Below are 12,339 nucleotides of genomic sequence, written 5' to 3'. Positions count from 1 at the left end.
GCAACGGTGATGATTAAAAAATACCTGCAAGTCACTAAACCAGGGATTATTTTCGGTAATTTAATTTCTGTCATCGGCGGTTTTCTTCTGGCCTCAAAAGGCCAGATAGATCACGCGCTGTTTATCGCCACCTTGATCGGTGTCTCTTTGGTGGTCGCCTCGGGTTGTGTTTTCAACAACTTCATCGACCGGGACATTGATAAAAAAATGGAAAGGACAAAAAACCGTGTCCTGGTGAAGGGACTTATTTCACCGAAAGTTACGCTGGTTTACGCAACCGTGCTGGGTATTGTAGGCTTCGTCGTGCTTTATACGGCAGCCAATCCGCTGGCCATGTGGCTGGCGGTGATGGGCTTTATCGTTTATGTCGGCATATACAGCCTGTACATGAAGCGTAAGTCGGTTTACGGCACGTTAATCGGCAGTCTTTCCGGCGCCGCGCCGCCGGTTATCGGCTACTGCGCCGTCAGCGACAGGTTCGACATGGGCGCATTAATCCTGCTGCTGATCTTCAGTTTGTGGCAAATGCCCCACTCTTATGCCATCGCCATATTCCGCTTCAAGGATTATCAGGCGGCCTCCATACCGGTGCTGCCGGTGAAACGGGGGATTTCGGTTACCAAACACCATATTACCCTCTATATTATCGGGTTTATGGTGGCCACCCTGATGCTGACGCTGGGGGGGTATGCCGGTTATAAGTACCTGATCGTCGCGGCCTCGGTGAGCGTCTGGTGGTTGGGCATGGCCTTGCAAGGCTACAAATCGGCCAATGATGATAAAGTCTGGGCGCGGAAGCTGTTTATATTTTCCATCGTCGCCATTACCTCGCTGAGCGTCATGATGTCGGTGGATTTTATGGTCCCGGCCAGTAACGGCTTATTATCCTATGTATGGTAAATAATGTCTGGTAAGTAATGCCTGCTATACCCAATAGCTTTCAAGTTGCAGCAAGGCGGCAAGCTCGCGAACCCCTGGAGCTTAGATCACTAAGTGACTGGGGTGAGTGGGCGCAGTCAACACAGCTGCGGCTTGAAAGATGATGGGTATAACGGTAAAGCCATGCTTTGCCGGTCCTCCCCCCTTCCCCTGCCCCAAACCGATATCTACATCGGATCAATGGCGTTTTGCCGTAACATCTGTTAAAAGACATTCCATTTCCCCCGCTTGAGATTGGCTGTAAAATAGCCCTGTTTGGCATCATGAGGTAAGAATGAACGACAATAAAATGACCGGCACCGAACTACGCGCCACCTGGGGTTTGGGCACGGTTTTTTCATTACGAATGCTGGGCATGTTTATGGTGCTGCCGGTCCTTACCACTTATGGCATGGCGCTACAGGGCGCAAGCGAGGCGCTGATCGGCCTGGCTATCGGTATATACGGACTGGCGCAGGCGATATTCCAGCTGCCTTTCGGGTTGATCTCCGATCGTGTCGGCCGCAAGCCGCTTATTGTCGGCGGGTTATTGGTGTTTGCCCTCGGCAGCGCGATTGCCGCCATGACCGACTCCATATGGGGAGTCATATTAGGCCGCGCCTTGCAGGGTTCCGGTGCTATCGCCGCCGCGGTGATGGCGCTGTTATCGGATTTGACCCGCGAACAGAACCGCACCAAAGCCATGGCATTTATCGGCATCAGCTTCGGCGTCACCTTCGCCATTGCCATGGTCTTGGGTCCGATTATTACCCATGCCCTCGGTTTGCACGCGCTGTTCTGGGGTATCGCCATACTGGCGTTGGCGGGTATTGTACTGACCCTGCTGGTGGTGCCTAACGCCGATGCCCATATCCTTAACCGCGAATCCGGCATTGTTAAGGACAGTTTCGCCAAAGTGCTGGCCAACCCTCAATTATTGAAGCTGAATTTCGGCATCTTCTGCCTGCATGCTTTGTTAATGTCCAGTTTTGTCGCCCTGCCCCCCATGATGGTAAAAGCGGGACTGCTTGCCGCCGATCACTGGAAAGTCTATTTGGTGACCATGCTGATTTCTTTCGCCGCGGTGGTCCCCTTTATTATTTATGCCGAAGTCAAAAGGCAGATGAAGCGGGTGTTTATGGGCTGCATCACCGTGTTGATGACGGCTGAAATTGTGCTTTGGCTAGCCGGACAGGATTTGTGGGCCATTTTTGCCGGCGTGCAGCTGTTCTTCCTGGCGTTTAACGTGATGGAAGCCATATTGCCTTCCTTGATAAGCAAAGAAGCGCCGGCCGGTTACAAAGGCACCGCCATGGGCATTTACTCCACTAGCCAGTTTCTTGGCGTCGCGGTCGGCGGCAGCCTGGGCGGCTGGCTATTTGAATTGTCCGGCGCCGGACTGGTTTTCCTGACCGGCGCGGGCATCACCCTGGTATGGTGGCTGGTAAGCAGCACGTTGCGGGAACCCCCTTATGTCAGTAGCCTGCGTCTGACGTTATCCGCGCTGGCGGTGAAAGACGGCGGACTGGAACAGCGGCTGAAGTCCCAACCCGGGGTTACCGAGGTGGTGGTGGTGCCGGAAGAGCAAAGCGCCTATGTCAAGATTGACACCAAACGCACCAACCGGATTGAGCTGGAGCGTTTGGTGGATGTGCTCTAAGTCAAACTACCCTGTCGCCGCACATGCCTAAGATCCAGCTATCCACCGACTGCTATGCCTGAGATTCCTCGCCTATCGGCGGCTATGCCTCGGGCATATCTATCCCGCCGATGACTATGCTGACGGCCGTGAAGAGACTTAGCGGCGCGCCAGCGGCGGCAGGTCGTATAAATAGGTATATCCGGAAAAGAGATTTTTTGCTCTAAAGGGGACTTCTGTTATCTCCTCCAAAATAACCCCGATCCGTTTTCGGGGGAAAATATACTGTGAAATTCCATCGGCAATACTGATGCCCTTGACGCGAAAATAGGTTTTGGGTGGATAAAGATATTCCACTTCGTCGATCACCGTACTGGCGGCCATAGGTAAAAGCGGCGTGCATGTTTCCCCATTGTCAATTCGATAGATAACCAGCGCCTCCAGCCCCTGCTCAATTTCCGGACCATCTTCAGCGGCCTGTTCAGCAAAAAGCCGCGCGAACCCATCGTCCGCCGACACGCTCATCAACTGAGGATGATTGGTGACGATGTCCCCCACGGCAATATCATGGGGCCAGGGAATGCGCTGGCCCTGCCGGTATTCCGCGATACGCAGATAGCTCCCGTGCTGTCGGGGTATATCCGCCCGCAAGAAGGCCATAAGACCGTCATGAACCTCTTTTTCCTCCGGAGTGAAGGGGATGCCGTCCCGCAATTTTTGGTTGAGCTCGACATTTATAGGCTTTTTGTTCAACCAGGTAAGGTTAGGCGTGCCATCACTGAAGCTTCTGACGTCATCTTCAACCAGCGACCAGGTACGTACCGCGGTTTTTTCATTTTCTGACAACCTTGCAAAAGCGCGCTCATATTCAGTCGCGTCTAAGCTGTTCTGATGCAACGGTACGCCAAGTTCCGGAAAAAGGATGGATTCGCTGTCCCGATCGCCAAAGGTTTTGATAAAAAATTGCTTCGGTAAATGCTTTTCCACGGCATAGGCCGCCCTCCAGGACCGTTCGATGCCGCCTGCCGCGCTGCCATGCCCATGACCCATACCGGGGAACCCGATGTGTTCATTGGCCGGCGAGAGCACTACGTCTCGCAGAGATTCATGAACCTCGTCGGACAGGCTTCTTTGCTCGGTCATCCATTGCCTGGCCCGCACCTTTCCCCCCAAGCCGCCCAGGCCTTGGGTTCGCAAATTAATCAGCCTTTTTGACAAGCGAAGAGGGACGGGGACCAGGGTTTTATCCTCGGCCAGCGTATACTTACGGCCGAAAATATCATTGTTCTCAGGGTTTATCCTGACATAGATTGCCTTGCCGTGAAGGGTATCCCCGTCAAGCTTTACCACCGGTACCTCTCGCTTCAATGCCGGCAGGCGCGCCATTTGATACGGGTTGCCAGGGGGAGTGAAAGGGTCGATTTTTTTTGCTCGCAACGCGGCAAGGACTTTATCCAGTGCGGGAAGGGACCGTCCTACGATGTCAGCCCCTTGAATCACCCGTTTTAATATCGCGCCGCTCATACGGCCGGTAATCTCAAGGCCCGGATCAAACAAGCGAAGAAATTCCACGCCCAATTCGCTCAGCGCCACCCGATTAAGCTCGCGCGATGCAGGCAGGGCCGCGAATCTTGATAGCTGTAGCACCCCGTTTTTCATCGCCATCCTAAGGGATTGTCCGGCGGCGAAACCGCTTGCGAACTCCCCCAATGCGATCCTTGATCCAAAACCGAACTTCGTCGCGGCCTTGGCGCTCATACTCAGTCCCTTGCCGACAAACGGGGCCAGCATTAATGCATCCATACTACAGGCTGCCACGGCTTCGCCTTCTTTGCCACCCTGTGCGTAAGTAATACAATCATAAAGAGGGATGAGGGATAAGAAAAAATCTCTGGTCTTTTCGGCCGCCGTTTTGTCATATCCTAATGCATTTAAATATTCGAACATATTGTCACGGTGTATCTGACTTAAAGTTGTGGCGAAAACCTTAAGGGACTGAGTGGCGGTCTGCAATACCTGCCATCTGCCCTTTTGAAGATTTAGCTTGATATTATTATCCGTCTCTAATTCAGAACGATAAATTTTTAATAATTCAAAATAGGCAACCACATTTTCATCAACACGTTTAACGCGATATCCTTCTTTTTCATTAATTAAAGCATAAATTCTTTCTTTATTGTCTTTTTTAGCTGAGAACACATCGACATTGCTCCGGAGTGATAAATTATCATATTGAGAAAAGGCCAAATAACCTAACGCCGTATGAGGTTTCATTCGATGGGCAAAACCGACCCTAACCTTTTGCACCTCGGCCCCCGCCAGGAAATCAACCTCATGAGCATCAATACCGGATATGGCGTTGTAAATGATCCGTTTATCGACGTTGGCGAAAGCATCGGCGATATCGGCGTTTTGCTTTTCAAACACCACATCAAGTGGGGGGAGTTGCCGAACCGCGTTTTTTGCCCCATCAATGACATCGGCACACTTAATATAGTTATTATAATATTTATATAAAGAAATGTAAGGCACGCCTGTTTGGTCTTCCGCGGCACAGTTTGTGCTAATCAACTCTTCAGCGAGCTTTGTCCGGGTTTGATATGACGCCAATGCCTGAGAAAGATACATTACCGGATCAATCATTTCATTGAATTTATCGCAGGCCAAAAAATATCTCTCTAGAACCTCTTGTTTTATTTCTTTCGCATCCATGACATCATCAATATTAATTTTTATGCCATTATCCAGACTGTATTTAACTTGATAAAATATGGCTGGCAGTATAAACAGCTTAATCAGTGAAGGATCCGACAGCCCTTCTCTTAACATAGAATCCAAGAATATCCCTAAGGATACCAGCTCATTTGCCGATATAGACTGCAGGTTCATTTCAGCGCTCATAGCGAAACCCATACCAGCATGCAAGTATCCCCATTCAAGAGAGCCGATTGAATAGGTCATCGATGCATCTTGCACAGTATTAAAATAAAAAGTCGGCATTATCGGTATAAAAATATTATCATCTATAAATGCCAGCGAACTTTTATTTAAGCCAGCCCTCTCGCGGGTATCGCAGTCGACGGTCAATCCGTGGCGAACGGTCTCGGAGAGATGCGCTGCGAAATGATGGGTGGAAACAACTTTGCCCAAGGATTCATTTTGGTAGACCCTAATAAATTCATTGACTGTAAAGACTTCAACCCCGTCCGCAAAAAGTAATGAATGCATCCAGGCCATCACCGTTTTTTGCTGAATAAATTCGCTTATTTTTTCATTTTTTTTAGCGCCAAATAGCCCTGAGTGCCGTATCAAATGTTTGGCGATCTTATTCATCCCATCGCTGTGATTAGAAATGTAATCCACCGCGGCATTGATTAAATCCGTCTTTCCCTGCGACGTTTTATTATCAATAAGCCCTCTCGCGGTTAAAAAATTTTCAATATTCTTTGTTGCTAATGACACTGATGGTAAATAAAGTGTATTCCCCGCGGAATTATTTTTCTCGTCAGTGCCTCTGACTACTCGTCGTGGGCTTTGATGCCTGGAAGTATATGTATCTCGGGAAGATATATCGATGGATATTTTATTAGCCAATATGCTGACGCCGGCGTTATTATAAGCCATCGGGGCAGCCAACCCCAGAATAGGCTTAACGGTCCTTGAGTCGACATTGACGGAAAGGGAATTATGTTTATTTGTGGTAATATTACCTAACGAAAAATTTATTGGCGAAAGAACCGAGGCAAATAACAGGCGCACGGCATTATTAGCCCAATTTTTCTTACCCTGTATTTTTGGTATTGCCAATTGTATATTTTCAGATGTTCTTATGGCTTTTAGCGCATCAAATAACTGCAATGTTTCCTTATACTCACGTGAATTAGTTGAATTAGATAACAATTCTCTGTCAATTATATTATGACCTGTTTTGTGGGTAGAAATATGCATATTACTTTCCTTCGGCAGGTTAACCTCGGTCCAACTTTACTTTTTTTTAAGTGACCTAACCAGAATTTTCTTCAACGGGAAAGAAATAAGTTTTTTTAACGGCAGTCTTTATTTCACTTCGTTGAATTGTCTTAAACGAGTAGTATGAGTATTATTTCAATCAAAAATTTAAGCGGCCTCTGCTTGCCATGGGCGTCGTGATGCAAAAAATAGCCTTGTTGCGCTGTCGGCTCGCTCCCAGCCTGGATTTACCATAGATTTAACCCTAAACCCGTTCTCCGGCGGAAAGCCAAAGAACGGAATACCTGCGTTTGTTTATGCCGGGCAACAGCCCGGGTCCATCAATCGCGAAAATTGGTGAACTGGAACGGTTGGCCCAGCTCGCCGCCTTTGACCAGCGCCATGGCGCCCTGCAAATCATCCCGGGATTTACCGGTCACCCGCACCTGTTCGCCCTGGATCTGCACCTGCACCTTGAGTTTGCTGTCTTTGATCAGTTTCACCAGCTTTTTGGCCAGGGTTGACTCTATACCCTGTTTGAGCTTGGCCTCGATGCTGTAGGTTTTGCCGCTGCGCGTCATCTCGTCGGGCAGCTCGATAGCCCCGCCCTCGATACCGCGCTTAGCCAGCTTCTCGCGCAGGATCTCCACCAGTTGCTGCACCTGGAAATCGGATTCGCTGGTGGCGGTGATGCTTTGGTTTTTTTCATTCAGCTCAAAGCTTGCCGGCACGTTGCGAAAATCCCAGCGGGTGGACAATTCCCGATTGGCATTTTCCACCGCGTTACGAACTTCTTGCATATCTATTTCTGAAACGATATCAAATGAGGGCATAATGTTTCTCTGTCAGTCTCACCATGGCAAGCATCATACCTGCTTGGTTTGCCAGATACAAAAGTCAGTCGTCGCCGATGGCTTGCTCTCCGGCCGGTAGCAATACGTCCCGAATAGCGTAAATGTCTATAATGAAAGCGTCGCACTGCACATATAGCCGGGTGAAGGCTAAATCTACACAAAGGTTAGGAACATGAATATTACCGTTCTGGGTTGTGGGGCTATCGGTCAACTCTGGCTGGCGGGACTGTTCCAGCAGGGACATACCCTTCAGGGTTGGCTCCGTGTGCCGCAACCCTTTTGTACCGTTGATGTGGTCTCGCCGCTTGGAGAAACCTTTCAATATCAGCTGCCGGCCAATAACGCCGCGTTACTGGCCGAGAGCGATTTATTGCTTGTGACCCTGAAAGCCTGGCAGGTTTCCGACGCTATCAGAAGCCTGCTGCCGCAGCTTAAGCCAGATTGCGCCATTGTGCTGTTACATAATGGCCTGGGTACCCGTGAAGAATTGCCGGCCCTGAGTCAGCCTCTTTTGCAGGGCATAACCACCCATGCGGCCTACCGCAGCGACGGCGGCAGCATTATCCATGTTTACAGCGGCACCACCCGTATCGGACCGCTGACCGCCAATGCGCAATCCATCAGTTCAATTGCGGAAGTCCTGCACGATGCGCTGCCGGATGTGGCCTGGCATGACAATATTGCCGCCACCTGCTGGATTAAGCTGGCGTCAAACTGCGTCATCAACCCGCTCACGGCGATTTATGAATGCACAAATGGTGAAATGGATCGTTACAGTAACGAAATCGAGGATTTATGCCGCGAAGTGGCCGCGGTAATGGATCGCGAAGGTTTTCACACTTCCTATGAAAGCCTGCTGCTGTATGTCGGGCAGATCATCAAAAACACCGCCGATAATACTTCCTCCATGTTGCAGGATATTCGCGCCCAGCGGCATACCGAGATTGATTATATTAATGGTTATCTGTTGCGGCGCGCGCGGGCGCACGGCGTCAATGTCCCCGCCAATCAACGTATGTATGAACTGGTTAAGCAAAAGGAGAATCTTTATGGCCGTCTCGGCACTGGTATGTCTGGCGAATGGGAGTGAGGAGACCGAGGCCGTCACCGTTATCGATCTGCTGGTGCGTGGCGGTATCGAGGTAACAACCGCCGCCGTGAATAACGGCGATGAACGTGAAGTCCGCTGTTCACGAGGAGTACGTCTGCTGGCCGACACGCCCTTGTCGGCAGTGCGTGACCGGCAATTTGATGTCATTGTATTGCCTGGGGGCGCCAAAGGCGCCGAAGGCTTTCGCGACGATGCCCAACTGGTGGCGGCCGTTCGCCGGATGAAAAATCAGGGCAAACTGGTGGCGGCAATCTGCGCTGCGCCGGCTCTGGTTTTGCAGCATCACCAGCTGTTCCCCTCCGTCGCCATGACCGGCTTTCCGGCCTTGAAAGATCGTATTCCGCCGAAGGAATGGCGCGACCAGCGCTGGGTCTATGTTAAGGAGGAAAATCTATTAACCAGCCAGGGGCCGGGTACCGCAATGGATTTTGCCCTGAAGATCATTGACATCCTGCTGGGTAACGCCAAGGCGGCCGAGGTGGCGGCGCAATTGGTATTGCCGGCGGGTATTGACAATTACGCTAGCTGAGAATTATCTGCGTATATCAGTCATGGCGGGGATTGAGAATGGCCTGCGGGTTATGGCAATCGCCATTAAGGGCGTCTAGCAGCGTAAAAAAAGGATCTCAAGAAGATCCTCTCATGGTTATTCTTTTTACCTTTGCAATAGTAGCCTTTGATAATCAGGTTTTATCTTACGTACACGCTCAATGCTTCCATCGGGATACGTTATCACCATCCCGATTCCCCGCTCCTCATCGCCCTCAAGTAACACTCCTTTTTGGCTGTGCAATATCGGCTCTATGGCTATCTTTTGGGTATATTGAAGCCTGTAACGTCTGCTCCAGTTTGCATAATCCGTATCGCCGCCAAACAACTCAATAGAGGTTTCATGAAACATTTTATTGATGATAGTTGTAGGGAAAAAATTCGTTTTCAAATCGAGATTACCGCTGACCGCCTTCGCTCTTCCTGTGCCATAGCCGTCACTGAGCCCGTAATCACCAAAATCAAAAATATAATTGGATGCAATAACCTTTTTCCCCTTCACCAGAGGATTATCATCAGACAATTTAAAGCTGACCCGCAGAGAATTCAGCTGCCACTGACACGAACCGCCGCCGTCTACGGCTATACGAGTCTGCCAGGTATTGCTGTGCCCCTGCCTGACAAACGGCTGTGAAAAGCCGTTGTATCCCTTCACCGGATAAGATTCAAAGCTTGAGTTATAGCTTTTACCCATACACTTGTCAGAACGGTACAGCACCTGCATCGGCATCAACGTGATACCAGCCGGTATCGTGAATAACAGCGTTACATGGCGGGCATTCTCAGATGGAGAAAGCGTCTGGTCTGTCTTGTCGCCACATCCGAAAACTAGCGTGCTAAACGGCAAAAAAACAGTTATTTTAACTAGAAAATTCAACTTATTCCTCCGTTACCGCCGCAAAGCGGATCAGAGCATTACTTCCGGTTTGTTCTGCCTGCGTCCGTTGCAGCGCAACCGGCAGCATGTTCTGAAGCGCAAGGAACTCACGGTTGCGCTGAACCTCATCCGGATTACCGCTGCCGGATGCGCCTTTCTCAATCTCCGCGAGGAACCGCTCCCGCATCGCCTTCCTGCTCATCGGAAGTTCAGGAGCCGCAAGTTCCAGCACTTGGTTATGGATATAAGGAAGATAACGGTGCGCCATCGAATGGCTGCGGGGATCGGTGGCCAGGCCGTCCAGTGTAGGGTTGGTGTTCCTCGGAAAGGTCTTTTCCAGGCTGGCCGGGTTCAGGCACTGAATAAACGCCGCCTGGTGCTCGCCGGTGGATTTCAGGCATTCATTGTTCAGCGACGGCACCAGAAAAAGTTTTACAGCCACCGTATTTCGGTAATTCACCACGCCGGGAGCCGGTTATCGCTGCCGCCGCCCCCTATCCACGGCATATTTTGGGGACGGGATTCCATCGAGCACTGCTGTGCCTTGAAAAAGACCACCGTGTTACCGTGATGCCAGTACGGATCCCGTTTCAGCTTAATCCCAAGCCCCGCTTCCAGATTGCGCTGCCAAAGCAGCGGATACAGCCCCGAGATGGACATTGCCAGCCAGTTAAACCCCAGCTTGTCGCCCAATGGCCCCAGCTTCTGATAAAACAAACTGTCCATGTCGATGTCCGGCGGCACCTGTGGCACCGTGTCGTTATCATTGACGTGGCGGTAGTGGGTGATGCTGTCCAGAGACTGCATAGCCGCACGTGTGAAGGTGCGCGGCATCCCGAAGGTATACAGCACCGGATGACGCTCTTTCATTTCGGCGGCATAAAGCAGCGCCAGAGATCCACCCAGGCTGTGGCCGCAGATGAACAGTTTCTTTGTTCCTTGGGCTTCATAAATTGACGTTTTTACTTGCTGAAATAGAGTTTCAAACTTTTGCTTCGCCAGCGCATAGGCTTCCAGAAAACCGCCGTGAATATTACCCGCATCGGCAAGCTCGGGCAGGCATCGCTTCGGCCCGAAGGAGGCATCCGTCAGGGCGTTCAGCAGGCTGTCCGTTCCGCACCAGGCAACCAATACGTGAGTCCCGCACTCCACTGTAAACAGTCGGGTATCACCTTCCGGCTGCTCGCTATCCTTCGTGCTCAGATACACCGGCGCAAGATAGCGATCTCGGAACGGCACATCCACCGCCAGCGTGTGGAAATAAGACGGGTACTCGGCAAACTGCGGGATAACGGACAGATCCTGGCATTTCTGACGGAAGAAATACGCCACTGTTTTATTCTCTCTTTCGGCTGAATAGGCCAGGTCGGCCATAATGCCGAGGTTAAGTCCGTTGGCAAGGTCGTATTCTTTCGTGTCATGCAGCGTCAGTACCCACGCCCGGAACGGGCAGATTTCAATGACGTGCCGCTGCGCCAGCGCCTCCCGTGCTATCTCCGTGCTTGTTAGTGACCGCCCCGGTGGGAAGTGAAATTCCGGTGGCTCCGGCTCATCCCAGCCCTCCATCTGCGGCAGCCGGTCGCAGAGTTCGCCGATGGTCACATAGTGATGTGTGTACCCAGCCGCTTCGGCTTTTTCCTGCACGTCCGAACGCCAGCTTTTGTCCCGCGTTTCCCGGCGGAACGCGTTTTTACTCACCGGCTGGCTGTTCGGATTGCGCCGGAGGCCCAGCGGGCGCTGCGCCATCTCGTCGGCCAGCGGCTGGGCATCAACTTTCACATCAACCGTGACCCAGTACAGGTCGTCGAACCGGACCAGCCCCTGGCTGTCGGTGACGCCGGCGGGCGGATTGGGTGGCGGCGTGGGACTGTAGTGGCGGCCTGTTTTGCTCCACATCGCCACTTCCTCCGCGGAGGCCAGCGGACGGTACTCCAACCTCACGTTCAGCCCGGCGACGGGCAAATTATTCTCATCAACAAACTGCAACTCAAGCCAGTATTTATGAGGCTCACTGCGGCAGTAAACGACTTTGCCTGTGGGCCTTATGCTGGTTACGCAGGTGTTTTCGCCAATGATTTCCATGCCAATTCCTTGCACTTTAAAGAGGCTAATAGCGCTCCATCATAACCGAAACGGCATTTCATCTTCGTCGACGGGGGATTAACAAAAGTAATATAGAAAAAGCTCCGGATTCACTGAAGCGAAAAGGGATCCCGCTTAATAAGCAATGGGTTTCTTATCTGTCCCCGCTGGTCAGGGAGCATATCAACCTGAGCGAGGATTATGTCTGGTGAACCAATCTTAAGCAGGGGTCAGGGAAATACCGTTCGTTACGCGCAGTGGATCGCAGTCTGGAGAAAAACAGTCTTAGCGGGGATGTTTTCCGTTTCCCAAGCGGATACCTTAAGGGTTGCTGACGGATGCGGACGATGGGGAACTGAGC

General features: G+C 51.2%; 9 protein-coding genes and 1 pseudogene. 5 read left to right on the top strand and 5 right to left on the bottom strand.

Annotated features, from left to right (window positions below; translation table 11 throughout):
• Positions 1 to 9: 9 nt before the first annotated feature.
• Together cyoE and HB631_RS22105 are read left to right on the top strand one after the other, a co-directional pair.
• Positions 10 to 900 (top strand): heme o synthase, encoded by an 891-nt coding sequence (gene cyoE / locus HB631_RS22110; protein WP_213993389.1) that lies wholly within the window; start codon positions 10 to 12, stop codon positions 898 to 900.
• A gap of 313 nt (positions 901 to 1,213) precedes the next feature.
• Entirely contained in the window at positions 1,214 to 2,578 is a 1,365-nt protein-coding gene (locus HB631_RS22105; protein ID WP_213993337.1) for an MFS transporter, read from the top strand.
• Between the two features lie 138 nt (positions 2,579 to 2,716).
• On the opposite strand, the gene HB631_RS22100 is transcribed toward HB631_RS22105, so the two are convergent.
• Together HB631_RS22100 and HB631_RS22095 are read right to left on the bottom strand one after the other, a co-directional pair.
• The gene (locus HB631_RS22100; RefSeq protein WP_213993336.1) at positions 2,717 to 6,505 is read right to left on the bottom strand and encodes a hypothetical protein; all 3,789 of its coding nucleotides are present in this window, start codon (positions 6,503 to 6,505) and stop codon (positions 2,717 to 2,719) included.
• Between the two features lie 341 nt (positions 6,506 to 6,846).
• Entirely contained in the window at positions 6,847 to 7,338 is a 492-nt protein-coding gene (locus HB631_RS22095; protein WP_213993335.1) for a YajQ family cyclic di-GMP-binding protein, read from the bottom strand.
• Between the two features lie 193 nt (positions 7,339 to 7,531).
• Between HB631_RS22095 and panE the strand changes: the two genes are divergently transcribed.
• Both panE and yajL read left to right on the top strand, forming a co-directional pair.
• Complete coding sequence (panE, locus tag HB631_RS22090; RefSeq protein WP_213993334.1) at positions 7,532 to 8,449, top strand: 2-dehydropantoate 2-reductase; 918 nt, start codon at positions 7,532 to 7,534, stop codon at positions 8,447 to 8,449.
• Positions 8,409 to 8,999, top strand: coding sequence for a protein deglycase YajL (gene yajL / locus HB631_RS22085; protein ID WP_213993333.1), 591 nt, complete (start codon positions 8,409 to 8,411; stop codon positions 8,997 to 8,999). The genes panE and yajL overlap by 41 nt, the downstream gene beginning before the upstream one ends.
• Positions 9,000 to 9,125: 126 nt before the next feature.
• On the opposite strand, the gene HB631_RS27145 is transcribed toward yajL, so the two are convergent.
• Genes HB631_RS27145 through HB631_RS22070 form a run of 3 tightly spaced genes read right to left on the bottom strand, consistent with a single transcriptional unit; the run spans position 9,126 to position 11,978 of the window.
• Positions 9,126 to 9,896, bottom strand: a complete 771-nt coding sequence (locus HB631_RS27145; RefSeq protein ID WP_255557207.1) for a hypothetical protein — start codon at positions 9,894 to 9,896, stop codon at positions 9,126 to 9,128.
• Between the two features lies 1 nt (position 9,897).
• Positions 9,898 to 10,359 (bottom strand): hypothetical protein, encoded by a 462-nt coding sequence (locus tag HB631_RS22075; protein ID WP_213993332.1) that lies wholly within the window; start codon positions 10,357 to 10,359, stop codon positions 9,898 to 9,900.
• Positions 10,353 to 11,978 carry a lipase family protein gene (locus HB631_RS22070; RefSeq protein WP_213993331.1) on the bottom strand — a complete coding sequence of 542 codons (1,626 nt, stop codon included), beginning with the start codon at positions 11,976 to 11,978 and terminating at the stop codon, positions 10,353 to 10,355. Before HB631_RS22070 ends, HB631_RS22075 begins: the two co-directional genes overlap by 7 nt.
• A 92-nt stretch (positions 11,979 to 12,070) precedes the next feature.
• On the opposite strand from HB631_RS22070, the pseudogene HB631_RS27325 reads away from it, so the two are divergent.
• Positions 12,071 to 12,313: pseudogene (locus HB631_RS27325) on the top strand (hypothetical protein); the annotation flags it as partial.
• Between the last annotated feature and the right edge of the window lie 26 nt (positions 12,314 to 12,339).

The organism is Sodalis sp. dw_96 (assembly GCF_018449575.1).
Classification (GTDB): domain Bacteria; phylum Pseudomonadota; class Gammaproteobacteria; order Enterobacterales; family Enterobacteriaceae; genus Acerihabitans.
This window is presented reverse-complemented; position numbering and strand designations above follow the sequence as displayed.

What these genes read in the sequence shown, in the direction of transcription:
- HB631_RS22105 (WP_213993337.1), top strand. Translation starts at nt 1,214, where the DNA reads ATGAACGACAATAAAATGACCGGCACCGAACTACGCGCCACCTGGGGT.
- HB631_RS22100 (WP_213993336.1), bottom strand. Translation starts at nt 6,505, where the DNA reads ATGCATATTTCTACCCACAAAACAGGTCATAATATAATTGACAGAGAA.
- yajL (WP_213993333.1), top strand. Translation starts at nt 8,409, where the DNA reads ATGGCCGTCTCGGCACTGGTATGTCTGGCGAATGGGAGTGAGGAGACC.
- HB631_RS22070 (WP_213993331.1), bottom strand. Translation starts at nt 11,978, where the DNA reads ATGGAAATCATTGGCGAAAACACCTGCGTAACCAGCATAAGGCCCACA.
- cyoE (WP_213993389.1), top strand. Translation starts at nt 10, where the DNA reads ATGATTAAAAAATACCTGCAAGTCACTAAACCAGGGATTATTTTCGGT.
- panE (WP_213993334.1), top strand. Translation starts at nt 7,532, where the DNA reads ATGAATATTACCGTTCTGGGTTGTGGGGCTATCGGTCAACTCTGGCTG.
- HB631_RS22095 (WP_213993335.1), bottom strand. Translation starts at nt 7,338, where the DNA reads ATGCCCTCATTTGATATCGTTTCAGAAATAGATATGCAAGAAGTTCGT.